The sequence below is a fragment of the uncultured Capnocytophaga sp. genome (genome assembly GCF_937936315.1).
GTDB lineage: Bacteria > Bacteroidota > Bacteroidia > Flavobacteriales > Flavobacteriaceae > Capnocytophaga.
In genome coordinates this window covers 71,198-93,682 of record NZ_CALGWU010000039.1, presented here as the reverse complement: position 1 = coordinate 93,682, position 22,485 = coordinate 71,198, and the positions used below count along the sequence as shown (strand labels likewise).

General features: G+C 36.5%; 25 protein-coding genes. 22 read left to right on the top strand and 3 right to left on the bottom strand.

Going from position 1 to position 22,485, the window contains the following annotated elements; translation table 11 throughout:
- Positions 1 to 128 precede the first annotated feature (128 nt).
- Genes Q0162_RS06780 through Q0162_RS06755 form a run of 6 tightly spaced genes read left to right on the top strand, consistent with a single transcriptional unit; the run spans position 129 to position 3,565 of the window.
- Positions 129 to 1,007, top strand: a complete 879-nt coding sequence (locus tag Q0162_RS06780; protein WP_297890613.1) for an ABC transporter permease — start codon at positions 129 to 131, stop codon at positions 1,005 to 1,007.
- A gap of 16 nt (positions 1,008 to 1,023) precedes the next feature.
- On the top strand, positions 1,024 to 1,278 hold the full coding sequence (locus Q0162_RS06775) for a DUF3098 domain-containing protein (protein ID WP_297890611.1): 255 nt from the start codon (positions 1,024 to 1,026) through the stop codon (positions 1,276 to 1,278).
- Positions 1,279 to 1,282: 4 nt separating this feature from the next.
- Complete coding sequence (locus tag Q0162_RS06770; RefSeq protein ID WP_002680813.1) at positions 1,283 to 1,513, top strand: ferredoxin; 231 nt, start codon at positions 1,283 to 1,285, stop codon at positions 1,511 to 1,513.
- A gap of 5 nt (positions 1,514 to 1,518) precedes the next feature.
- Positions 1,519 to 2,136 carry a porin family protein gene (locus Q0162_RS06765; RefSeq protein ID WP_297890610.1) on the top strand — a complete coding sequence of 206 codons (618 nt, stop codon included), beginning with the start codon at positions 1,519 to 1,521 and terminating at the stop codon, positions 2,134 to 2,136.
- 17 nt (positions 2,137 to 2,153) lie between these two features.
- Positions 2,154 to 2,633 (top strand): hypothetical protein, encoded by a 480-nt coding sequence (locus Q0162_RS06760; RefSeq protein WP_297890609.1) that lies wholly within the window; start codon positions 2,154 to 2,156, stop codon positions 2,631 to 2,633.
- Positions 2,633 to 3,565, top strand: coding sequence for a hypothetical protein (locus Q0162_RS06755; RefSeq protein WP_297890608.1), 933 nt, complete (start codon positions 2,633 to 2,635; stop codon positions 3,563 to 3,565). Before Q0162_RS06760 ends, Q0162_RS06755 begins: the two co-directional genes overlap by 1 nt.
- On the opposite strand, the gene upp is transcribed toward Q0162_RS06755, so the two are convergent.
- On the bottom strand, positions 3,539 to 4,192 hold the full coding sequence (gene upp, locus Q0162_RS06750; RefSeq protein ID WP_297890607.1) for a uracil phosphoribosyltransferase: 654 nt from the start codon (positions 4,190 to 4,192) through the stop codon (positions 3,539 to 3,541). The genes Q0162_RS06755 and upp overlap by 27 nt on opposite strands.
- 140 nt (positions 4,193 to 4,332) lie before the next feature.
- Between upp and Q0162_RS06745 the strand changes: the two genes are divergently transcribed.
- A complete protein-coding gene (locus Q0162_RS06745; protein ID WP_297890606.1) occupies positions 4,333 to 4,917 on the top strand; it encodes a porin family protein in 585 nt (194 codons plus the stop codon).
- A gap of 77 nt (positions 4,918 to 4,994) precedes the next feature.
- On the opposite strand, the gene Q0162_RS06740 is transcribed toward Q0162_RS06745, so the two are convergent.
- Positions 4,995 to 6,341 carry a DUF1343 domain-containing protein gene (locus Q0162_RS06740; protein ID WP_297890605.1) on the bottom strand — a complete coding sequence of 449 codons (1,347 nt, stop codon included), beginning with the start codon at positions 6,339 to 6,341 and terminating at the stop codon, positions 4,995 to 4,997.
- On the opposite strand from Q0162_RS06740, the gene Q0162_RS06735 reads away from it, so the two are divergent.
- From Q0162_RS06735 to Q0162_RS06695, 9 genes are all read left to right on the top strand, one after another.
- Complete coding sequence (locus tag Q0162_RS06735; RefSeq protein ID WP_297890604.1) at positions 6,298 to 7,455, top strand: FtsX-like permease family protein; 1,158 nt, start codon at positions 6,298 to 6,300, stop codon at positions 7,453 to 7,455. The genes Q0162_RS06740 and Q0162_RS06735 overlap by 44 nt on opposite strands.
- Positions 7,456 to 7,505: 50 nt before the next feature.
- Positions 7,506 to 8,042, top strand: coding sequence for a hypothetical protein (locus Q0162_RS06730; RefSeq protein WP_281639766.1), 537 nt, complete (start codon positions 7,506 to 7,508; stop codon positions 8,040 to 8,042).
- Positions 8,043 to 8,097: 55 nt separating this feature from the next.
- On the top strand, positions 8,098 to 9,342 hold the full coding sequence (locus tag Q0162_RS06725; RefSeq protein ID WP_297890603.1) for a peptidase U32 family protein: 1,245 nt from the start codon (positions 8,098 to 8,100) through the stop codon (positions 9,340 to 9,342).
- A 2-nt stretch (positions 9,343 to 9,344) separates the two neighbouring features.
- Positions 9,345 to 10,151 (top strand): undecaprenyl-diphosphate phosphatase, encoded by an 807-nt coding sequence (locus Q0162_RS06720; RefSeq protein WP_297890602.1) that lies wholly within the window; start codon positions 9,345 to 9,347, stop codon positions 10,149 to 10,151.
- Between the two features lie 17 nt (positions 10,152 to 10,168).
- Positions 10,169 to 10,942: a phosphatase PAP2 family protein gene (locus Q0162_RS06715; RefSeq protein WP_297890601.1), complete on the top strand. Its 774-nt coding sequence runs from the start codon at positions 10,169 to 10,171 to the stop codon at positions 10,940 to 10,942.
- Positions 10,943 to 10,955: 13 nt separating this feature from the next.
- Positions 10,956 to 11,723 (top strand): class I SAM-dependent methyltransferase, encoded by a 768-nt coding sequence (locus tag Q0162_RS06710; protein ID WP_297890600.1) that lies wholly within the window; start codon positions 10,956 to 10,958, stop codon positions 11,721 to 11,723.
- Between the two features lie 135 nt (positions 11,724 to 11,858).
- Positions 11,859 to 12,863 carry an FAD:protein FMN transferase gene (locus Q0162_RS06705; protein ID WP_297890599.1) on the top strand — a complete coding sequence of 335 codons (1,005 nt, stop codon included), beginning with the start codon at positions 11,859 to 11,861 and terminating at the stop codon, positions 12,861 to 12,863.
- A 49-nt stretch (positions 12,864 to 12,912) separates the two neighbouring features.
- Positions 12,913 to 13,947 carry an FAD:protein FMN transferase gene (locus Q0162_RS06700; RefSeq protein WP_297890597.1) on the top strand — a complete coding sequence of 345 codons (1,035 nt, stop codon included), beginning with the start codon at positions 12,913 to 12,915 and terminating at the stop codon, positions 13,945 to 13,947.
- 76 nt (positions 13,948 to 14,023) lie between these two features.
- On the top strand, positions 14,024 to 14,707 hold the full coding sequence (locus Q0162_RS06695; RefSeq protein WP_297890596.1) for a 5'-methylthioadenosine/adenosylhomocysteine nucleosidase: 684 nt from the start codon (positions 14,024 to 14,026) through the stop codon (positions 14,705 to 14,707).
- Between the two features lie 4 nt (positions 14,708 to 14,711).
- Here the strand turns inward: Q0162_RS06695 and Q0162_RS06690 are convergent, their stop codons facing one another.
- On the bottom strand, positions 14,712 to 15,971 hold the full coding sequence (locus tag Q0162_RS06690) for a M64 family metallopeptidase (protein WP_297890595.1): 1,260 nt from the start codon (positions 15,969 to 15,971) through the stop codon (positions 14,712 to 14,714).
- A 106-nt stretch (positions 15,972 to 16,077) separates the two neighbouring features.
- On the opposite strand from Q0162_RS06690, the gene Q0162_RS06685 reads away from it, so the two are divergent.
- The 6 genes from Q0162_RS06685 to Q0162_RS06660 are packed head-to-tail and all read left to right on the top strand — an operon-like array spanning position 16,078 to position 22,481.
- Positions 16,078 to 17,106, top strand: a complete 1,029-nt coding sequence (locus Q0162_RS06685) for a glycosyltransferase family 9 protein (protein ID WP_297890594.1) — start codon at positions 16,078 to 16,080, stop codon at positions 17,104 to 17,106.
- Positions 17,103 to 17,813 carry a head GIN domain-containing protein gene (locus tag Q0162_RS06680; protein ID WP_297890593.1) on the top strand — a complete coding sequence of 237 codons (711 nt, stop codon included), beginning with the start codon at positions 17,103 to 17,105 and terminating at the stop codon, positions 17,811 to 17,813. The genes Q0162_RS06685 and Q0162_RS06680 overlap by 4 nt, the downstream gene beginning before the upstream one ends.
- Before the next feature lie 9 nt (positions 17,814 to 17,822).
- A complete protein-coding gene (aroQ, locus tag Q0162_RS06675) occupies positions 17,823 to 18,245 on the top strand; it encodes a type II 3-dehydroquinate dehydratase (RefSeq protein ID WP_297890592.1) in 423 nt (140 codons plus the stop codon).
- A 4-nt stretch (positions 18,246 to 18,249) separates the two neighbouring features.
- Complete coding sequence (locus tag Q0162_RS06670) at positions 18,250 to 21,084, top strand: AsmA family protein (protein ID WP_297890591.1); 2,835 nt, start codon at positions 18,250 to 18,252, stop codon at positions 21,082 to 21,084.
- Positions 21,005 to 21,526, top strand: a complete 522-nt coding sequence (locus Q0162_RS06665; protein ID WP_297890590.1) for a methylated-DNA--[protein]-cysteine S-methyltransferase — start codon at positions 21,005 to 21,007, stop codon at positions 21,524 to 21,526. The genes Q0162_RS06670 and Q0162_RS06665 overlap by 80 nt, the downstream gene beginning before the upstream one ends.
- Before the next feature lie 10 nt (positions 21,527 to 21,536).
- Positions 21,537 to 22,481, top strand: a complete 945-nt coding sequence (locus tag Q0162_RS06660) for a GSCFA domain-containing protein (protein ID WP_297890589.1) — start codon at positions 21,537 to 21,539, stop codon at positions 22,479 to 22,481.
- Positions 22,482 to 22,485 lie beyond the last annotated feature (4 nt).

Below are 22,485 nucleotides of genomic sequence, written 5' to 3'. Positions count from 1 at the left end.
TTTTAAAAAATAAAATTATATCAACTCTCTAACTTCTAAAACGAACCACTCGCAACTAATTTTTTGCTATTTCAAAAAAATATTATACTTTTGCCTGATTTTTAGTTTATAAATAGAAAAAAACAAGAATGGCTCGGTCTATTGATTCTTTTAACAAACGACGATTACTCACTTCCTATTTTTCGGTAATAGTGAGCATTACCTTAGTACTCTTTCTGTTGGGATTCTTTGGTTTTTTAGTGTTCAGTACTAAAAAGTTAGCCAATCACTTCAAAGAACAAGTAACCGTTACTATCCTCATTAAAGACGAAGCTAAAAGTGCCGATATCGCTCAATTGCAAAAAACACTCTCAGTAGCTTCGTTTGTAAAGTCGTTGCGATTTATCTCCAAAGATAAAGCTGCCGAAACCTTTAGTAAAGATATAGGAGAAGATTTTGTAAGTTTTATAGGCACCAACCCGTTACAAAATGTCATAGACTTGAGTTTAAAAGCCGATTATGCTGAACCCGATAGAATGGCTGAAATTAAACGTGAATTAGAACAAAATTCTTTTGTATCGGAAGTAGTGTACGACCAATCACTTGTAGCACTTATTCACGAGAATGTAAACAGAATAGGACTTATTACCTTAGTGTTTAGCGCACTGTTCTCCTTTGTATCAGTACTGCTCATCAATGCTTCTATTCGCCTATCTATTTACTCTAAACGTTTTATTATCAAAACAATGCAATTAGTAGGTGCCACACGTAGTTTTATACGTCGCCCTTTTATTCGCACCAATGTGCGTTTGGGTATCTTGAGTGCTTTCCTCGCTATACTACTTTTCTATGGATCACTCTTGGCTATTGTAAAATCATATCCTGAATTTTCAGTATTGTTAGACAATACAGTCTTATGTATCGTTTTTATAGGAATTCTCGCTATGGGTATCTTTATCAGTTGGTTGAGTACCTATTTTGCTACACAACGATTTTTAAATTTGAACACAAATGACCTTTACTATTAGGTAACTAGTAACAGATATGAAACATCATTCAACTTTTATATTCGGAAAGAAAAACTATCTCATAATGGGGATAGGGTTGGCTGTAATTGCAATTGGTTTTATACTAATGAGCGGCGGTGGAAGTGATAATCCTGCAGTATTTGACGCTTCAATTTTCAATTTCAGACGTATACACTTAGCCCCTGCTTTGGTGCTTTTAGGATTTGCTATTGAAATATATGCTATTTTAGTAAAACCTAATAAAGAAGAAGATAAGAAAAAGGGGGTATAAGGCTATGGTGATTGTAACCTTACAACGTGAAAAGTGCATAGGATGCAACTATTGTGTAGAAATGGCCCCTGAGCAGTTCCAAATGTCTAAAAAGGACGGCAAAAGTGTGCTGTTGCGTTCTACTGAGAAAAAAGGTTTTTTTACTCTCAAAAGCTATGATGATAGCATTTTTGAAGATTGTGAAAAAGCTCAAAAAGCTTGCCCTGTAAAGATTATAACTACTAAAAAAATATAAAAACAATGAAAAAAATAGTATTATTAGCAGTATGTTTATTAGCTTCTTATGCTGTAGAAGCGCAATACATAGGGCTCAAAGCTGGTTATAACTATGCTACCCTAAAAGGCAACGTGAGTGATGGTGCTAATTTTAAGCCTTATCACGGCTACTATGCAGGAATTACGTTAGAATTTCCGCTCTCTAATTTGTTTTCTCTACAAGTAGAAGGTATTTATAACCGACGTGGAGCAAATATTACTTCTAATACTTATGGCAAAGCTAAACTGAATTTAGATTATCTTTCGTTACCCGTACTTGCACGTTTCAATGTGGGAAAGGGTATTAACTTGCACATAGGTCCTCAGTTAGAATATCGCATTGATAAACCTAACTTCTACTTTGATGCTGGCACCGACCCTGTAACACGCGTGAAAGATGATGCTCTAGACATCATTGATGGAGCAATGACTGTAGGTATTGCTTATATGACCGATGCAGGTTGGTTTTTTGAAGCTCGCTGGGTACAAGGACTCACTAGTGTTTTTGAAGCAGATGAGACTAGCCTTACTCACATAGGTATTAGTCCTGATTATAATTTCAAGAATAGAACACTTTCTGTAGGAGTGGGATATAGGTTTTAGATAACAAGTAAGAAGTGATGAGAAGATTTATAATTATTATAATACTTTTTATAGGATTGTGGGGTTGTGAAAAAGAACAGCAAAAACGCAATCCTTACTTAGGAGAACTGCGCTTTACTTATACCATTGATTTAAACCAACCTCTTTATAATAGTCTCAAAACTCCTATGAATACAGTTTTCGTACCTTATGGAGGTATTAGAGGTTTTTTTGTAATTTATAATGGAAGTTCCTATTATGCTTGGGAGGCTGCTTGTCCTAACCACAGTTTAGATGGCTGCCCTAGCAGGTTATATGGTGTAAAAACTCAAGCTGATGAGGAAAATTACGAGAATACCAAACTACATAATTACGTTTATGTGCGATGCTCTTGTGATAAAACCGTTTATCTTTTAGGAAATGGCACTCCTATCACTATTGGTGATATTGCCAAACCTTATCCTTTACTCAACTATCACGTTTCAGTTTCAGGCAGCTCTTTAAGTATCAGTAACTAATGCTTTCAAAATACTTTGAAAATACAAAGCCCATCACCTTTATCATAGTGTTATTAGCACTTTTGATAGGTGATGGACTATATCAGTTTCAGATATTACAACGCCCTTTAGGAGAAGGAGCGTATTTCATCTCTTCATCTATTAGCTTTGGATTATTCCTATTTTCCTTAATACTGCTACACCAAATAGATAGATGGAATGAACTCACACAAACTAAAAACATTTATTCTATCGCTTTTTTTAGCATTTTGGTAGTGCTCTTTCCTACTCTTTTCGACAATATGAAATTAGTAGGTGCTAACTTACTCATCATCATAGCTCTATGGAGAGTACTCACCCTCAAAACGGGGGAGGAAATCCCTCAAAAGTTATTAGATACTTCCCTACTCATTATTTGTGCAAGTTTATTACATCCTTGGGCTTTAGTTTTCTTACTAAATGTATGGATTTCATTGTTATTCTACGGAGCTGAAAAGCGTCGTTATTGGTTCATTCCTCTCTTGGCTCTTTTAGTAATTACTTTGTTAGGAGGAGCTATATTATTAGTTTTGCAAATGCCCTTCCCTTTTGATAGTTATTACACTTTAGTTAGTAACGATATAGCCCACTTGTTACAACTCCCTTCCTACCCTATTGCTACAACAGTTGCTTTAGTCAGTTTAGTTTTGTTGTTTTTAGTATCAGTAGGAGTGTATTACTTCAGAAGTACTTATCATAGCATCAGTTCAATAGTAGTGGTGCAATTCTTATGGGTGGGCTTACTTGTAGTATTTTTATCAAAAGAAGTGATTTATATTTTTGCCCCCATAGCCATACTTTTTGCTTTGTATATAGAAAAAATACGAGTATGGTGGCTAAAAGAAACTGTACTATGGATATTATTATCACTACCTGCTACAGTGCTCTTACTCCATTTTATTACCAAAAGCTAAATCTCCGGCATCCCCTAACCCTGGCACTATATAGCCGTGATCATTGAGAAGTGGGTCGATAGTAGCAATCCACAAGTGAGTGGTTTCAGGGAATTTATCTTCTAAATATTCTATTCCTTGTTGCGCCCCAATTACAGCAAATAAGTGTATTTCTTTGGGTGTTCCCAAAGGCTTCAGAGCGTTGAAAACATTGGCAAACGAACGACCTGTAGCCAGCATTGGGTCGGCTAAGAAAAGAATTTTGCCTTCTAAAGAAGGAGAGGCAAGGTACTCTACCATTATATCAAAATCGGTTTCGGAAGTGTGTTTACGATAAGCTGATATAAAGGCGTTATCGGCATTGTCAAAATAATTCATCAAACCTTGATGTAGTGCTAATCCTGCACGCAAAATAGAGCAAATCACTACCTCATCTTTGGGTAATTGTACCTTTTTTTCACCCAAAGGAGTAGTTATCACTTCGGTTTTATAGTGTAGAAATTTACTCATTTCATAACACAACACCTCGCCTATACGTTCCAAATTTTTACGAAAACGCATACGGTCTTTTTGAATATTTACATCGCGCAATTCGGCGATAAATCGGTTTAATACGGAGGGCTCTTCGCCTAAATGGTGTATAATCATTGGTATGGTAAGTTTAATATTCTCACGCCACAAAAGTAGTGTATAATTTGCTAATTTCCAAATTTGCTATTTTGCTTTTTTATTTTTTTGGCACGCTATTTGGGATAATTACTACAAAACATTAAACAATAATTAAGCGTATGAAAAAAACAATCACTAAATTAACAGCTTTTATTGCTATAATGCTACTCACCACTACTGCCTATGCTCAGGAGTTTCACTTAGGAGCTAAAGCAGGTGCTAACTTAGGAAAATTAGATGGCGTTGCCTACAGCCAAGGCTTCAATTTGGGATACCAATTGGGCGGTTTTGTAGAATATGACTTCAATGACAAATGGGGGCTACAAGGTGAGGTATTATTTAGCCAAACCAATACAAAGTTCCGTGATAGTTATCAATCAGTGTGGGATGAGAAGTTTGAGAAGAAAAAAACACTGAACTATGTAAGTGTGCCTTTACTCTTTAAATACAATCCTAATGGGTTGATTTCATTGCACGCAGGCCCACAATTTAGTTTCCTTGCTAATAAAAACGACAGCACTTGGGAAAATGGTAAAAAACTTTTTAAAGATACCGACTTTTCATTAGTTGCTGGTGCCGAAGTGAATTTAGGCCCACTCTTTGCTTATGGTCGTTATGTATGGGGCTTTTCTGATATTAATAATGCCCTTAAAGAGAAAGCTACTACCCAACAAATTCAAGTGGGTGTAGGTGTACGTTTTTAGACTTACGAATATATTAGTTAATTAGAAGATAGGTTTTAAGGATTAACAAGTATCACCTTAAACCCTATCTTATTTTTTTAATATAGTAGGTATTTTTTTCTTACTCCTTTGAATTCTTCTAACTCTTTTTGCCAAGTTTGGCGTATTTCAGCTTCAGTTTTACCTTCTATAATTTGTTTTTTTAGAGCATCAGTACCTGCTATTCGGTTAAATGATGAAGTGAAGAAAGGTGTTTTCACCCCTTTACTTTGTTCAAAAGCCTTTTTAAGCCAAGAAAGATTGAGTTGATTTAAGCGAGGCGTTTTACTCAAATCTTCTCCATAACACAATTTCCCGTTAAACTTTGGATTTTTATCTCCTGCATTAGGGTGAGGTGTAAAACTAAAAGTACTTTTCGCAAAATAAGGTGAACCATAAATTTGAAACTGCTGAGAAGTACCACGCCCCATACTCACATTAGCCCCCTCGAAGAAACACAAACTGGGGTATAAATTTATTGACACATCATTAGGCAAATTGGGCGATGGTTTTACTAGCAGGCTATAAGGTGTTTGGTGAGTATAATTTGCTAACGGAATCACCTTTAAATCGGCTGTAATACCTTCGTGCAACCACTTTTCACCATTAATCATCTGGGCGTATTCACCAATAGTCATTCCATAGACCACAGGCACAGGGTGCATCCCTATAAAACTCTTGAATTGCGGTTTCAGTACAGGACCATCAATATAATGTGCATTAGGATTAGGGCGATCTAACACCATTATAGGAATATGTTGCTCAGCGCAAGCCTCCATTACATAGTGTAAAGTAGAAATATAAGTATAAAACCGCACTCCTACATCTTGGAGATCAAAGAGTACGAGGTCTACCCCTTTAAGTTGTTCTGGGGTAGGCTTTTTATTTTTACCATAGAGTGAAATAATAGGCAAACCTGTTTGTGTATCTTTACCATCTTTTACCACTTCTCCTGCATCAGCATCTCCTCTAAATCCGTGTTCGGGAGCAAAAACCTTGCTGATATTTATTTTCTTCTTCAATAGTGTATCTACTAAATGTACATAATTGTCTTTTTCAGTCTTCACAATTCCTGTTTGGTTAGTAACTACAGCTATATTTTTTGCACGCAAATCCTTAATATAAAGATACATTCGGTTTGCGCCTACAACTACTTCTTTTGTCTGTTTTTCAGCTTTTTGCGCAGAAGAGTAGTCTTGTGATTGTCCATTATTTTTGCACGAAATGAACGTACATAAGAAAAAAAGTGTAATTTTGGCACTTCTAAAAGGCATTATTGTTTTGAATATTGAATATTTCATAGCAAAAAGAGTTATTTTCTCAAAAGGGGACAAAGGTACAATTTCTTCTCCAATTATCAAAATGGCAATAGCTGCTATTGCTGTAGGAATGGTGATGATGCTCATCGCTATTGCTACAGGTATTGGTTTGCAACAAAAGATTAGAGAAAAATTAGTAGTTTTCCACGGTCACATACAAATTTTCGATTATGGCAGCAATGCTTCACAAGTTACTACCAAACCTATTAGCATACAACAGGATTTTTACCCTAACTTTTCGGAAGTACCCGAAGTTACTCATATTCAAGCAGTAGCAACCAAAGGCGGAATTATCCGTACCGAGAATACTTACGAATCCATTCTCGCTAAAGGTGTAGGACAAGATTACAATTGGTCACTCATTCGCGATTTTATTACCGAAGGGCGCACTCCTAATGTATCAAGTGAAGAACTGACCGATGAGATACTGATGTCTACCTATTTAGCTAATAGGCTACACCTTAAACTCGGCGACCGCTGCCAAGCTATCTTCTTAAAGGACGAAGCTGCTCAAGCTCCTAACCAGCGTAATTTTAAAATTGTAGGTTTATACAACAGTGGCTTTCAAGAGTTTGACGCATCGTATATCTTCACTGATATTCGTCATATTCAAAAAATCAACAAATGGAAAGCTGATGAGATAGGCAATTTTGAACTTTTTATCAAAGATTTTGATCGTATTGAGGTGGTAGGCAAACAGGTATACGGCAAAATCGGTACTTTCCTCGATTCACAAACAATTATTCAAAGATTTCCCTTTATTTTTGAGTGGCTCAGTATGTTTGATTTTAATATCTACCTCATCATAGGGATAATGATAGTTGTAGGTGGATTTAATATGATTACAGCTATTCTCGTGCTCATTTTAGAGAAAACTCCAATGATAGGAACTCTGAAAAGTTTAGGAGCTTCTGACCGCAGTATTCGCAAGATTTTTTTATACAACGCTACCTATATCATAGGTTTAGGCTTGTTATGGGGTAATATTTTAGGGTTCTTATTATTGTGGTTACAACAACGTTATAGTATTATCAAGTTAGATCCAGCAACCTATTATGTAAGTGAAGTGCCTATTGCCTTCACTCCCTTATGGATAATTTTGCTCAACATAGGGGTTTTGTTGTTGTGTTTACTAATGTTGCTCATCCCCACCTATGTGATTACCAAAATATCACCTACTAAATCGATGAAATTCTCATAGTTCCTAATCCCTAACTCCTATTTTCTAAACTTAATTAATTATAAATCTATATGAAACACTTTTTGTTAACTTTAGTACTTTTTTCAGTAGCAACTTTGGCAATGGCACAAAGCCCTAATATTTTAGACCCCGATTATCAAAACAGCCATCCAAATCGCTGGACATACGGAGGAAATATAGGCTTGAGCTATACTTATGGCTTAGGAGTTGATATATCTCCACGTGTGGGATATAAAATCACTGATGATTTAGAATTAGCTGCCATTGTAAATGGTTCGCTACAACACAGTGAGTATTATCGCAGTCTCTCAGTATCTGTAGGTCCTGCGTTATCTTATTATATAGGAAGAGCAGCCTACGTAAGCACTAGTTATCAGCATTATTTCATCTCTCAAAAACACAAAACTACTGATATTAAATACAATACTGAAGAGGACGCTCTTTACATAGGGGGAGGTTATATGCAGAACATAGGAGGCAATGTGTATGTGCAAATAGGTGCAAGTTACAATGTACTCTACAAAAAAGACAAGAGCATTTTCAGCACTGGCTTTATACCCAATGTAGGAATTGTTATCGGGTTGTAATTGGCTAATTAACAAATTATTCGTACCTTTGCGCCCTCAATCACTATAAATAATAATGACAAATACAGGAAAAATTGAACTAATGGCACCTGCCGGAAACTTCGAGTCGCTACAAGCGGCTATAGACAACGGTGCCGACTCAGTATACTTCGGGGTAGACCAGCTCAATATGCGCGCAAGAGCAAGCATTAACTTCACTATTGACGACCTTGACGAAATTGCTCGCCGCTGTGCTCCTAAAGGTATCCGTACCTACCTCACCCTCAACACTATTATCTACGACCACGACCTTTCTATCATCAAAACACTACTTGATGCTGCAAAAAAAGCAGGGCTTACTGCTGTGATAGCAATGGATCAGGCTGTGATAGCCTACGCTCGACAAATAGGAATGGAAGTGCATATCTCTACTCAAATCAACATTACCAATATCGAAACTGTGCGCTTCTACGCTATGTTCGCCGATACAATGGTGATGAGTCGTGAGCTCAGTTTGCGACAAATTAAAAAGATATGTGAGCAAATAGAAAAAGAGCAAATCAAAGGTCCTTCAGGCAATCTAGTAGAAATAGAAATATTTGGGCACGGGGCACTTTGTATGGCAGTATCAGGCAAGTGTTATTTGAGTTTGCACTCTCACAATTCTTCAGCCAATAGAGGTGCTTGCAAACAAAATTGCCGTAAAAAATATACTGTAATCGACCAAGAAAGCGGTTTTGAAATAGAACTTGACAACGAATATATGATGTCTCCTAAAGACCTCTGTACTATCGATTTTCTCGACCAAGTAATCGATACTGGCGCAAAAGTATTGAAAATTGAAGGTCGTGGGCGAGCTCCTGAGTACGTTGCTACAGTAATTCGCACTTATCGCGAAGCTATTGATGCCTATTACGCAGGTACTTACTTCAAAAATAAGTTTGAAGGATGGATAGAAACCCTCAAAACAGTCTACAATCGTGGCTTCTGGGGAGGTTATTACTTAGGACAAAAATTGGGTGAATGGAGTGAAAACCCTGGTTCTAACGCTACCCAAAAGAAAGTGTATATTGGGCAAGGCAAACACTACTTCCCTAAAACAGGTATCGCTGAATTTGCTATCGAAGCCTTTGATATAAAAATAGGCGATAAACTCCTCATTACAGGTCCCTCTACAGGGGTACAAGAACTTGAACTTACTAGTATGATGGTGAACGATGTGCCTGCTGAGCGTGCTAAAAAAGGGGATTCGTGTACCATTAAAACTGATTTCAGAGTGCGATTATCAGATAAACTTTATAAAATAGTTAAAAACAATTAACAATGAACACACTACAAGCTATTATAATTGCCATTATTGAAGGTCTTACTGAGTATCTTCCTATTTCGTCTACTGCTCACATGGGCTTTACGGCAACTCTTATGGGAATACCCGATGACGAATATTTGAAAATGTTTCAGGTATCTATACAATTTGGGGCTATTCTCTCAATTGTTGTACTATATTGGCGTAAGTTCTTCAACTTTACTCAATGGCAATTTTATCTCAAATTAGCTTGTGCTGTAGTTCCTGCTCTTATTCTTGGCAAACTATTCGATGATAAAATAGAAGCTGTTTTAGGGAACCAAAAAGCCATTGCTATTACACTAATAGTAGGGGGGATAGTCTTATTATTTGTAGACAATTGGTTTAAAAACCCTAGCATTCACGATGAGAAGCAAATCAGTGTAAAGAAAGCTGTAACCATTGGCTTTTGGCAATGTTTAGCAATGATGCCAGGCACTTCGCGTTCAGCTGCCTCTATCATAGGTGGGATGACCCAAGGACTCACACGTAAAGCGGCTGCCGAATTCTCCTTCTTTTTAGCTGTCCCTACAATGCTTGCCGTAACTGTATATTCTATTTTCTTGAAGAAATGGGGAATTGCCGAAGAAAAAGGTTACGAGTTAATAATGAAAACTAATGATAGTTTTTGGTTGTTTATTATAGGTAATGTAATAGCCTTTGTAGTGGCTATGATAGCTGTAAAGTTCTTCATCCATATCCTCACAAAATTCGGCTTCAAAGTATGGGGTATCTACCGCATCATCATCGGTACTGCATTGCTAATCTATTTCTCTATAAACTAACTACTGATACACCTAAAATGAAAATATTATTTCTGACAATAGCTTTTGTTTGTCTGCTCATTCACTCTATAAAAGCTCAGACCGATAGTTTATCAGTAATGGATGAGCAAGGAATCGTAGCCGACACTCTGCGCAGTGATGCGGAGAAACCACAACTCAAACAAGTAATTTTACCTGCTTCTCTCATTACCTTAGGAGTAATCTCTAATGCTACCTACATAAACCGCTATGTACAGCGCCACGTTTATAATTATTCTGGCGGACATAAGCTACGTATTGACGACTATATGCAATACGCTCCCATTGCAAGTGTTTTTGCCTTTAGCAACTTAGGCGTAAAAGCTAAACACACCGTTAAAGAACGATTGATTATAGGGGCTACTGCCTATGCTATAATGGGAGCTTTGGTAAACGGAGTGAAATATACTGCCAAAATACAACGTCCTGATAGTAGTGCTTTCAACTCCTTCCCTTCAGGACATACAGCAACAGCTTTCACAGGAATGGAAATCCTATGGCAAGAGTACAAAGATGAAAATGTGTGGGTAGGTATCAGTGGTTATGCTATTGCTACTACCGTGGCAACCCTTCGTTTGTACAACAACCGCCACTGGATAGGTGATGTATTAGGAGGAGCGGGGATAGGTATCCTTAGTGCAAAAGCAGCTTATTGGCTTTTGCCTTATACTTCAAAACTGCTTAAACGTAAGGAAAAATCATCAGCACAAATGGCAATCTACCCTGTATATTCTAACGAAATAAAAGGCGTAGGACTCACTTTATTCCGCTAAAAAACAGCTTCTAATGGCAATTATTACCACTATATTAAATAAAGTACCACGCCCTTGGCTCATCAAATTGAGCTATTGGGTACGTCCGTTTTTATCATTCTATCTACGAGGTAAAAAATATGAAGACCCCATTGACGGGAAGACTTTTAGAAAATTCTTACCCTATGGCTATGGTAAAGCACGCCCTAATGTACTCTCCCCTTCTACCCTATCATTAGAACGCCATAGGTTGTTATGGCTTTATCTTACCCGCGAAACAGACTTCTTTACCAAACCCTTAAAAGTACTACACGTGGCTCCCGAGCAAGCCTTCTACAAGCGATTTAAAAAGCAAGCTAACCTCGATTACCTCACAACCGACCTTTATTCGCCTTTAGCCGATGTAAAAGCTGATTTGTGCGCTTTACCCTTTGAGGATGAAAGTTTTGATGTAGTATTTTGCAACCACGTGTTAGAACATATTAGTGATGATACCCGAGCGATGAAAGAACTCTATCGCGTAATGAAAAAAGGTGGTTGGGGCATTTTTCAAGTACCACAAGACTATAACAGAACTCTTACTTTTGAAGACAATTCCATTACCGACCCTAAAGAACGCACCCGCATTTTTGGACAATACGACCATGTGAGAGTATATGGAATGGATTATTTCGAAAAACTTCGCAACATAGGTTTTGAGGTAGAAGAAATACTTTATGCTTCAAAATTACGCACTGAAGAAATTGAAAAATACCGCATCGTAACAAATGAAATCATACCTCTGTGTAAAAAGATACAATAGAAACAAAAAGACAACACATAACTCTCTTACTACTAAATAGTTGTTAAAAACGTTAATAAAAACATAAAAATTAATTGCGGAAATACTTGTAAATATGAATAATAGTAGTATCTTTGCAATGTTTTGACAAAAAAAATGAAAAAATTATTATTGAGTATCCCCCTACTTTTTGTGGGGTGTCAAACCGAAAAATTGCATTTTATAGAAGGTGAGGCACAAGGTTCTACCTATCATATCAAATACATAAGCAACAATAATGAAAACTTACAACCTGCTATTGATTCAATTTTGCAGGTGATAGACCAATCAATGTCTACCTACAAACCCGATTCTGACATTTCTAAAATCAATGCAGGGGATACTACAGTAGTAGTTGATGAACATTTTAGAAAGGTTTTTGAGGCTTCACAACAAATATGGCAGGAAAGTGAAGGTCTGTTTGACCCTACTGTAGGAGTATTAGTAAATGCTTGGGGATTTGGCAAACAAAAAATAGATGATAAAGACCTCCCTACTGATGAAAAGATAGCAGAACTTAAAAAGTATGTAGGCTTTAATAAAGTACAACTTACTGATAATAATCATATCAAAAAAGAGTACCCTGAAATATTGTTTGACTTTAATGCTATAGCCCAAGGGTATACCTCTGATGTAGTTGCCGATTTTCTCAATTCTAAAGGTATTAAAAACTATATTGTAGAAATAGCTGGGGAAATGTTCTTAAAAGGAAAGAATACTATAGAAAATAAAGCGTGGACAATAGGTGTTGAAAATCCTATCAAACCCTTAGATGAAAAAGAATTAATCACCACTATACAGTTTGAAAATCAAGGATTAGCAACTTCAGGTAATTATCGCAAAGTATGGACTGATAGCAATGGTCGCAAATACGTGCACTCCATCAATCCCATAACAGGGCGTGCTACCCAAAGTGATGTACTCAGTGCTACTGTAGTAGCTCCTTCTACAATGTATGCTGATGGTTATGCTACAATGTTTATGGTAATGGGAATGGAAAAAAGCAAAGCTTTCTTAGCAAAACATCCTAATTTAGCAGTACTTTTAGTATATAGTAATGATAAGAATGAGGAACTCACTTTCAAAACCAATCCTTTTAAAAAATTAGAAGAGAAAAATTAAAAACTTAATAAACTAACTGAAAATATTAATTTTTAAATTGAAGTAAAATATGAACAGGAAAATTTTAACATTATGTTTGGGGGCTTTGCTCTTGTTTTCTTGTGATAACACAAAGAAAACCTCAAAACTTTATGATGTAGAAGGTAAAGGTGGTAGTGTAGCCTATCGTGTGAAATACATCTCTACTGATAGTACTGACTTAAAACCTGCTATTGATTCCCTTGTAAAAGTAGTAGATCTCTCTATTTCTTCTTACAATCCAGAATCTATTGTATCAAAAATCAATCAAGGGATTGAAACAACTAAGGTAAATGATCACTTTAAGAATGCTTTTGCCACTGCACAGAAAGTATGGAAAGAAAGTGGAGGATTTTATGATCCAACTATAGGAGTTCTCGTGAAGGCTTGGGGGTTTGGTAAAGAACCTATCCAACCTATTTCTAAATTACCTACCGAACAACAAATCGACAGTTTGAAAAAATATGTAGGTCTTGAAAAAGTTCACATTAGCAATGACGATTATGTAAAAAAACAAAGTCCAGCTATCCAGTTAGACTTAACTTCTGTACTAAGAGGTTATACCGTTGATGTAATTTCGAATTTCTTGAAATCTAAAGGCATTGAGAATTTCTATGTAAAAGTAGATAGTGAAGGCATTGTGCTTGGTAGGGATATTGTGAACAATACTCCTTGGAAAGTAGAAGCTGAAGATCCTTACGAACTAAATAATGATTACAAAGAAGTAATTCTAAACCTTAATAATGAATCAATTTCTACTGATGAGAACTATCGTAGAGTATGGATTGACGGAAATGGCAAACGCTTTGTACACATTATCAATCCTTTCACAGGTCACCCAATGACAGGAGAAATGCTCAGTGCTACTGTAATTGCTAAAACAGCTGTAGAATCAGATGCTTACTCTACTATGTTTATGATTATAGGTCTTGAAAAAAGCAAAGAGTTCTTAGCTAAACACCCTGAGCTTAAAGCTCTATTAGTATATAGTGATCACAACAATGAGGTTAAAACTTATAAAACTCAAAATATAGAACCTCTTATTGTAAGTATAGCACAAAATTAATTGAAAGTAAAATAGAATGAAGGGGACTGCTTGACAACTCAAACAGTCCCCTTCTAATTGTTAAATATTAATTGATATGATTGGAATTATAGGTGCAATGGAACTTGAAATCAACACACTAAAAGCTGCCATTGAAAATTGTAAAGAAACAAAAATAGGGCGTTTTGCATTTTATCAGGGAAACCTCTGTGGTAAAGAAGTAGTGGTTTTGCTATCTGGGATTGGAAAAGTAAGTGCTGCTGTAGGTACTACCTTGCTTATAGAGCATTACCATCCATCACTTATTATCAATACAGGGACTGCTGGAGGATTAGGTGATACTTCTGTGCACGATTTAATCTTAGCTACCGAAGTGCGTCACCACGATGTAGATGTAACCGCTTTTGGTTACGAAATAGGACAACAAGCCCAGATGCCCCCTGCTTTCAAAGCTGATGCTCAGTGGAATGAGAAATTAAAAAATGTAGCCTCTACTCATCAATACATTTTGCATTATGGGCAAGTAGTAAGTGGTGATTCATTTATCTCAGACCCTAAGCGTTTTGATGAAATTTCACTTAACTTCCCTCAAGCTAAAGCTGTAGAGATGGAAGCAGCTGCCATTGCCCAAACTTGCTATATGTTAAATATACCTTTTGTGATGTTACGTGCTATATCGGATAAGGCAGGTGAGGGCAACGCTATTTCCTATAATGAGTTTGTAGAGGAAGCAGGACGTATTTCAGCTTCTATTGTCAAAGCCTTCTTATTAAGTTGTTAATATTCTATTTAGTATAGAAGTCTACTATTTTACGAATTGCGCGTTCACATACAGGACAAAAGCCTTTAGGATCATTAGATTTCATTCGGCAATCTTGCATAGGACTATAAACCCCTTTACTAGTATACCCTCCGCCTTCAAAAGCTCCGAGGGTATTTTGGTATTTTGAGATACGAGGTGTAGGAATAGGAATACTTTTTTTTACCATATCTTCCCATTTACTCTCAAAATTCACTAAGGTAGTGATATTCTCTTCCCAAGGTTCTATCTTAGGATCATAAGTCTCTTGAAAAGTAGGATCCCAATCATAATAATATTCATCGGCTAAACCAACAAAACCATGACCAAACTCATGTATATACACTTTTTCGGCAAGTTCATTATCAGCTGAAGCTAAATTGAGATGATTATAAAAAGCACCCCCTCCATAAATAGAAGTATTTACCAATATATAAACTTGATCATAAGGCACTGCTGAGGCTGCATCGGCAATGGCTTTCATACTATTAGTGGTAAGATAACGTTCTTGGTTAAAAGTATAGAAAGAAGCATTGAACGCTGTATTTTTATAAATATATTTCCCTGGTACATCTGTGCCGCTTTCTTTAGAGGGCACAGCTATAGCATAAACATTGAAATCCTTTTTAAGCTTATCAAAAGGAGGAATTGTGAACATATAATCAGTCATACGCTGTGCATCAGTATAAAATTTTTCAGCCTCTGCAGCTGTATAGCCTTCTGCTAAAATCACAATATCCACTTTTTTAGCTGCATTGCCATTATTAAGCAATTGCTTTATAGGATAATCAGGTTGCTTCTCTTCAATAATAAAATAATCATCTGGAAATAATTCTTTTGCAGCAATTGTTTGAAATACACCTTGTTTATCACGTTTATCTAGGTGCAAAAGAAGCTTCTTGGCAGGAAAAGGCAATTGCATCGCATGAGCAAAAAGGCGTTTTTCAGTTTTTGCTTCTTCAAGTGTAGCCCATTCATTAGCCAATGAGTTAAATCCTTTAGAAAAAACTAGCTGAGAGCCATCAAACACTTGTAAGCGAAAATTTCCTAAATCAGGTGCTATTAGATTTGTGTGTGAACCTCCCCAATAAGGTTCTTTTTTCATCTGCCCAAAAATCACCTCTGTTCTTTGGGTATCAGAAAGTAAATCAAAGTCTAAGCGAAGACTTTTGTCAAAAGTAAAAACAGTGTTATTTTGTGCAAAAATAAACTGTGAGATAAAAAAAAGTAAAAATAAATGTCTCATATTTAGTTGCTATTATTTTTTTTACTACATTTGCAGTGATTTTAGTTAGGAGCTGTTAGTTTTCAACTGCCAAAGATAATAATAAAAACATTAATACCAAAACAAAATGGAACATATCGCTGTACTTAGAATGTCGGCAATGGGTGACGTTGCTATTAGTGTCCCCATTTTAACCGCATTTTCAGAGCAATATCCGGACGTAAAAATCACCTACCTCACACGCCCTTTATTTGCTCCAATGTTCTCCCACCTCTCTAATGTAGAGGTATTTACCCCTGAAATTAAAGGAAAACATAGTGGTTTAATAGGATTGTATAAACTCTACAAAGAGCTAAAATCAAAAGGTATTGATGGGGTCGCAGATATTCACAATGTATTACGTACTAACATCCTTAAATTTTATTTTAAAGGATCTAAAATACCTTTTAAACAAATTAACAAAGGCAGAAGAGATAAATATGCCCTTACTCGTTATAAATTTAAAGTTTTTGAACCATTAAAACCTTCGTACCAGCGATACGCCGATGTTTTTGCTGCCTTAGGCTTCCCTATTGATTTGAACGAGAAGTATTTGCCCCCTACCCCCTCTATGAGCGAACCGGTAAAAAACTTGTTTAATGGAGCTAATGTACACATAGGCGTTGCCCCTTTCGCTTCATATGTAAGTAAGCAATACCCTTTCGACAAAATATGTAACGTAATAGAAAAACTATCTGAACGTTACCCCAACGGGAAAATTTATATTTTTGGAGGTGGTAAAGAAGAAGAACAAAAAGTAGCCCAGATTCAATTACCTAACACTGAAAATATGGTAGGAAAACTTTCATTCAAACAAGAATTAGAACTCATATCTCATCTGGATTTAATGATAGGAATGGACAGCGGTAATGCCCACCTATCGGCTATGTATGGAGTTCCTACAATTACTCTTTGGGGCGTTACACACCCTTACGCAGGCTTTTATCCGTATGCTCAACCTAAAGAAAATGCTCTTTTAGCCGATAGAACACAATTCCCGTTGATCCCCACTTCGGTCTACGGAAAAAAATATCCAAAAGGTTATGAAAAAGCTATAGAAACTATTTCTGAAGAAATGATTTTAGCAAAGGTGGAACAAATATTGAATATATTATGAAAAAAATTATGACATTTATGACTATTGTCCTGTTTATAGGAGCAGTATATGGCCAGAAGAAAGTAGAGGCTGGAAAAGAAATCAAAATAGAAGACCGAAAAGTAGCTGTTTATGAGTCAGTAGAGGTATCAGGGGCTTATCATCTCGTACTCACTGAAGGTGAAGTAGGCACTTTGAAAGTTAAAGGACAAAAAGAGGTACTTCCGTATTTGAAAACGAGCGTATCAAACAAAGTACTCTACGTGAGTATAGACAATAAATACAAACTAAAGACTTCATTAACAGTATATATACCCATTAATACTTCGTTGAAAAAAATAGTAGCAAAAGGCGCTGTTGATATCTCTACACAAGAAAAGCTAAAAGTCGGTAACTTGCAATTCAAGATAGAAGGCAGTGGAGACCTTGATGCTACTGTAGAGGCTACTTCACTTGATTTGCAAGTAGCAGGAGCTGGTGATGTGGATATCGCAGGCTCAACAGAACGCCTCAATGCTGTAGTAAAAGGAGCTGGCGATATCGATGCTAAAGAGCTCGTTGCCAAACAAGCTACTTTGCGCATAGCAGGTGCAGGAAGCATTTCAGCTCACGTAACTGAAGATGTAGATGCTTCGATAGCAGGAGCAGGAAGTATTACTATAAAAGGAAATCCGCCTGTGTTTAAGAAAAGTGTAAAAGGTATAGGGCGCATCAAAATAGAAGAATAAGGCGTATTTATGAAGAAAAAAATAATGATTATCAATGGACCTAACCTCAATTTGTTAGGTACACGAGAGCCTGAAATTTATGGCTCTCAAACTTTTGAAACGCTATTAGCCGAGTTGCAAACTAAGTTCCCCGAGTGTGAGTTACACTACTTCCAAAGCAATCACGAGGGAGCTCTTATTGATAAAATCCACGAAATAGGTTTTACTTTTGAGGGAATAGTGCTCAATGCAGGCGCTTACACTCACACTTCTATCGCTTTAGCCGACGCTATAAAGGCGGTAAAAACTCCTGTGATAGAGGTACATATCTCCAATACTTTTGCCCGAGAAACCTTCCGTCATCACTCCTTTTTATCGGCAGTAGCCAAAGGTGTAATCGTAGGGTTTGGGATGAAAAGTTACGAATTGGCAATCCAAAGTTTTATTGATTGATTGAATGAAGAAATATATATTTAAAGCACTGAAATATTTAGGGATATTAGTAGGATTACTATTGGCTTTTGTGATTGTTTTCCCGATGCTCTACCCCGAGTATGTAACCGAGAAAGTTAAGAAATTATCCAATGATAACCTCAACGGTGAACTCAACTTCTCTAAGGCAAATCTCACTTTCTTTACCCATTTTCCCTCACTTACTCTTAACTTAGACGATGTACTCCTCAAAGGGTCAGCTTCTTTTGAGAACGACACTTTAGTATCCGTAAAACGACTCTCTTTGGGGATAGATGTGAAGGAATTGCTCTTCTCTAAAAAAATTGATATAGAGGAGATTTATCTTAAAAATGCTTTTGTTCATATCCAAGTGGACAAACAAGGGGGCGCGAGTTATAATGTATACAAATCATCAGAAGAAACTACTGACGAAGGAGATGATGACGCTCGCGTAGATTTACAACGCATTGAATTAAAAGACACTCGATTGATTTATGACGATAAATCTACCGGTATTTACATTCAAGCCAACGGCTTTAACTACTTAGGAAAAGGAGGTTTAGAAGAATCTATTTTTGATTTGCGTACCAAAGCCCAAATACAATCATTAGATTTTATCTTTGGTGGTGAAACTTATCTAAAGGATAAACACGTAAATGCAGAACTCATCACTCAAATCAACACGCATTCATTATCGTTTATATTTCAGCAAAACGATTTGAAAATAAACCAATTACCCGTAGACTTCAAAGGGAAGTTAGACTTCTTGAGCAATGGTTATGACCTCAATTTCGAAATCAATTCTAAAGATAGCAATCTCAATGATTTCTTTACCGCTTTGCCCCCTCAGTTTACTCAATGGCATAAAAAAGCAACCCTTAAAGGAAAAACTGACATTTTCTTTTCGATGAAAGGAAAATATATTGCTTCACAAAACCTGAGTCCCGATATTTTCTTTAAAATGAAAGTGAGAGATGGCTATGTAGGCTATGAAGGGGTACCTGCCCCAGCCGAACATCTCTTCTTAAACGTAGAGACGAGTCTGCCTTCTTTAGATGTGAATAAAGTAGGGGTTAAACTCGATTCTATCTATTTTACAATTGGTAAAGAATATTTTTCAGGTATCTTGAATTTAAATGGTATCAATCCCCTAGTAATTGATGCTAAAGTACGTGCAAACATCAATGTAGCAAATGTAATGCATTTACTGGATATGAAGGATTTAGAGGTAAAAGGAATGCTTTTAGCCGATATAAAATCTAAAGGAACATATGCTCCAGAACAAAAACTATTTCCTATTACCAAAGGCGATTTAGAATTCTCTGAAGGCTATGTAAAAACACCTTACTACCCTAACCCTATTACCGATATACATTTTAAAGGAAAGGTAGAGAATACCAATGGTGACATGCAAACACTCTCATTGCACCTCAACCCGCTCAATCTCCTTTTTGAGAATAAATCTTTTACAGTAAATTTAGCAATGGAGAATTTTGACGATATACACTATGATATTCAAGCTAAAGGAGAACTCAATATTGCCAAGATATACAAAGTATTCTCTCAAAAAGGATTAGAATTAGAAGGTTATGCTAAAGCCGATATATCGCTGAAAGGCACACAAAGTGATGCCACCAATGGGCGTTATCACTTATTGCAAAACAAGGGCTGTATTGAACTTCGCAATATCAAAACTACTTCAGAATATTTACCTAAACCTTTTATCATTCAAGAGGGAATTTTTAGATTCCAGCAAGACGATATGAGCTTTAACAATTTCCATGCTACTTATGGTAAATCCGATTTTTTGATGAACGGACGAATGAGCAATGTCATCAACTTTTTATTCTCTAAAAATCAGATACTCAGAGGTAATTTTTCAGTATCCTCTAACTATATTGATGTTGATGAGTTTATGTATGCTTCCCCTGCTCCCTCACCTGAAGAAACAAAAGATGAAACTACTACAACCCCAACAGCTACTGTCACTTCTGAAAAAGGTGTAGTGATAGTTCCTAAACCTTTTGATTTTGACCTGAATGCTAACCTGAAAAAGGTAGTTTTTCAAGGGCTCGATATTCTCAACCTCAAAGGAAGTACCCAACTAAAAAAAGGTACTTTATCCCTGAAAAATGTCAACTTTAATGTTATAGGTGTTACAGCTCAATTCAACGCTAAATACGCTGATGAAACTCCAAAACGCGCCCATTTTTCCTTTGATATCAAAGCAGAGAATTTTGATATACAACGCGCTTATAAAGAAGTAAAACTCTTTAGAGAAATAGCTTCAATGGCTAAAGATGCATATGGTATTGTCTCTTTAGATTATAAAGTAGCAGGAAAACTAGACGAAGAGATGCTACCTATCTATCCTTCACTCAAAGGAGGAGGTGTGCTCTCTGTGAAAGATGTACAGATGAAAGGATTTAAACTCTTTAATGTAATTAGCGAGAAAACAGGCGCAGATGCATTAAAAGATTCTAAACTATCTACTATAGACATCAAAAGTGAGATAAAAAACAATCTGATTAACATAGAACGTTTTAAGTTTAAGGTATCAGGATTCCGCCCACGTATTGAAGGTCAAAGCAGTTTTGACGGCAATCTGAACTTTAAAATGCGTTTAGGATTACCTCCTTTAGGGATTATAGGTATCCCTATAAAAATAACTGGCACTCAAGAAAATCCAAAAATAAGTTTAGGTAATAAATCTAAAGACTTAGATGAAACTGAATACGAGGCTAATAGCGAAGCTACCAATGAAGAAAAAGACACTGAAGTTATACAAGAAGAAGATCATAACTCCGATAGGAATGACGATAGCAATGGCAACGGATGAAGCTATTTGTGTATTAGATTTTCTCGACCAAACAACTTGGTATCGAGATCAAGCTGAAGTACTTTTGCGCTTGGAAGCTAAAGATATGGCGCAGGAAAACGCCTTGCTTTTAGAACTCGAAAAGCAACTAAAAGAGTACTTTGCTAAAGAACGCAAAGAATTTACATTACCCATTACCTTAGTAGGCACACCCTTTCAAGAAGAAGTGTGGAAGGTATTGCAAACCATTCCGTATGGCGAAACGCGCACTTATAAAGAACAAGCAATTGCGGTAGGAAATCCCAAAGGCGTTCGTGCAGTAGCCAATGCCAATAGTAAAAATCGCCTTTCTATTATTGTACCTTGCCACCGTGTGATTGGCAGTAATGGTACGCTCACAGGTTATGCAGGTGGTCTTAGCCGAAAGGAGTTTTTGCTCAATTTAGAAAAAAGTAATTCCTAATACTATAACTATGGATTTTAGAACTATTGTACCTATCTCTAAAGCAACAGAAAGTATTACTTACTATAGCTCTATAGTGAGTTTAGGATCGTGTTTTGCTGTAAATATGGCACAAAAGTTCGCTTATTACAAATTTCCTATTACTGTAAATCCGTTTGGAGTACTCTTTCACCCTTTGGCTATAGAGAATATATTGCAACACACTATTGAAAATTCTCCTTATACAGCTGAAGATTTTTTTCTTCACAATGAATTGTGGCATAGTTTCAATTTTCATTCGGATATGAGTCAGCCTTCACTCAAAGAGGCAATACAGTTGGCTAACAGCCAGCAAATACAATTGCAACAAGCCTTACAAGAGACGAGCTTTTGTTTTATCACCTTGGGGACAGCTTGGGTATATATCTACAACAGCACCGATACTATTGTAGCAAATTGCCACAAATTGCCCTCTCAACACTTTTCTAAACGATTGCTATCTGTTGAAGAAATTACAGAAAGCCTCAGCCATATTATCGCCTTACTGAAACAACTTAACCCTTCGATAACTATAGTTTTCACCATTTCACCTGTACGACATATCAAAGATGGATTCTTTGAAAATCAAGTGAGTAAATCACAACTCTTTGCAGCTTTATACCCGCTTATCACCGATAACAAAAGTCTTTATTTTCCTGCTTACGAATTGCTATTAGACGAATTGCGCGACTATCGTTTCTACGCCAATGATATGGTGCATCCATCGGAAATGACTATCAATTATATTTGGGAGCGTTTGGTTGCTACCTATATAGAAACTGCCACTCAAGCAGATATGAAACAAGTAGACAGTATCCAAAAAGGCTTATCTCATCGTCCGTTTAACCCTGAAACTGAAAGTCATCAGCAGTTTTTAGCACAATTACAACAAAAAATGGAGGCATTTACTATGAAATACCCCCATATTAGGTTTTAGGTTT

Bases quoted from the DNA above. Each gene is read 5' to 3' on its own strand.
- Q0162_RS06780 (WP_297890613.1), top strand. From the start codon at position 129: ATGGCTCGGTCTATTGATTCTTTTAACAAACGACGATTACTCACTTCC.
- Q0162_RS06775 (WP_297890611.1), top strand. From the start codon at position 1,024: ATGAAACATCATTCAACTTTTATATTCGGAAAGAAAAACTATCTCATA.
- Q0162_RS06770 (WP_002680813.1), top strand. From the start codon at position 1,283: ATGGTGATTGTAACCTTACAACGTGAAAAGTGCATAGGATGCAACTAT.
- Q0162_RS06765 (WP_297890610.1), top strand. From the start codon at position 1,519: ATGAAAAAAATAGTATTATTAGCAGTATGTTTATTAGCTTCTTATGCT.
- Q0162_RS06760 (WP_297890609.1), top strand. From the start codon at position 2,154: ATGAGAAGATTTATAATTATTATAATACTTTTTATAGGATTGTGGGGT.
- Q0162_RS06755 (WP_297890608.1), top strand. From the start codon at position 2,633: ATGCTTTCAAAATACTTTGAAAATACAAAGCCCATCACCTTTATCATA.
- upp (WP_297890607.1), bottom strand. From the start codon at position 4,192: ATGATTATACACCATTTAGGCGAAGAGCCCTCCGTATTAAACCGATTT.
- Q0162_RS06745 (WP_297890606.1), top strand. From the start codon at position 4,333: ATGAAAAAAACAATCACTAAATTAACAGCTTTTATTGCTATAATGCTA.
- Q0162_RS06735 (WP_297890604.1), top strand. From the start codon at position 6,298: ATGGCAATAGCTGCTATTGCTGTAGGAATGGTGATGATGCTCATCGCT.
- Q0162_RS06740 (WP_297890605.1), bottom strand. From the start codon at position 6,341: ATGAGCATCATCACCATTCCTACAGCAATAGCAGCTATTGCCATTTTG.
- Q0162_RS06730 (WP_281639766.1), top strand. From the start codon at position 7,506: ATGAAACACTTTTTGTTAACTTTAGTACTTTTTTCAGTAGCAACTTTG.
- Q0162_RS06725 (WP_297890603.1), top strand. From the start codon at position 8,098: ATGACAAATACAGGAAAAATTGAACTAATGGCACCTGCCGGAAACTTC.
- Q0162_RS06720 (WP_297890602.1), top strand. From the start codon at position 9,345: ATGAACACACTACAAGCTATTATAATTGCCATTATTGAAGGTCTTACT.
- Q0162_RS06715 (WP_297890601.1), top strand. From the start codon at position 10,169: ATGAAAATATTATTTCTGACAATAGCTTTTGTTTGTCTGCTCATTCAC.
- Q0162_RS06710 (WP_297890600.1), top strand. From the start codon at position 10,956: ATGGCAATTATTACCACTATATTAAATAAAGTACCACGCCCTTGGCTC.
- Q0162_RS06705 (WP_297890599.1), top strand. From the start codon at position 11,859: ATGAAAAAATTATTATTGAGTATCCCCCTACTTTTTGTGGGGTGTCAA.
- Q0162_RS06700 (WP_297890597.1), top strand. From the start codon at position 12,913: ATGAACAGGAAAATTTTAACATTATGTTTGGGGGCTTTGCTCTTGTTT.
- Q0162_RS06695 (WP_297890596.1), top strand. From the start codon at position 14,024: ATGATTGGAATTATAGGTGCAATGGAACTTGAAATCAACACACTAAAA.
- Q0162_RS06690 (WP_297890595.1), bottom strand. From the start codon at position 15,971: ATGAGACATTTATTTTTACTTTTTTTTATCTCACAGTTTATTTTTGCA.
- Q0162_RS06685 (WP_297890594.1), top strand. From the start codon at position 16,078: ATGGAACATATCGCTGTACTTAGAATGTCGGCAATGGGTGACGTTGCT.
- Q0162_RS06680 (WP_297890593.1), top strand. From the start codon at position 17,103: ATGAAAAAAATTATGACATTTATGACTATTGTCCTGTTTATAGGAGCA.
- aroQ (WP_297890592.1), top strand. From the start codon at position 17,823: ATGAAGAAAAAAATAATGATTATCAATGGACCTAACCTCAATTTGTTA.
- Q0162_RS06670 (WP_297890591.1), top strand. From the start codon at position 18,250: ATGAAGAAATATATATTTAAAGCACTGAAATATTTAGGGATATTAGTA.
- Q0162_RS06665 (WP_297890590.1), top strand. From the start codon at position 21,005: ATGAAGAAAAAGACACTGAAGTTATACAAGAAGAAGATCATAACTCCG.
- Q0162_RS06660 (WP_297890589.1), top strand. From the start codon at position 21,537: ATGGATTTTAGAACTATTGTACCTATCTCTAAAGCAACAGAAAGTATT.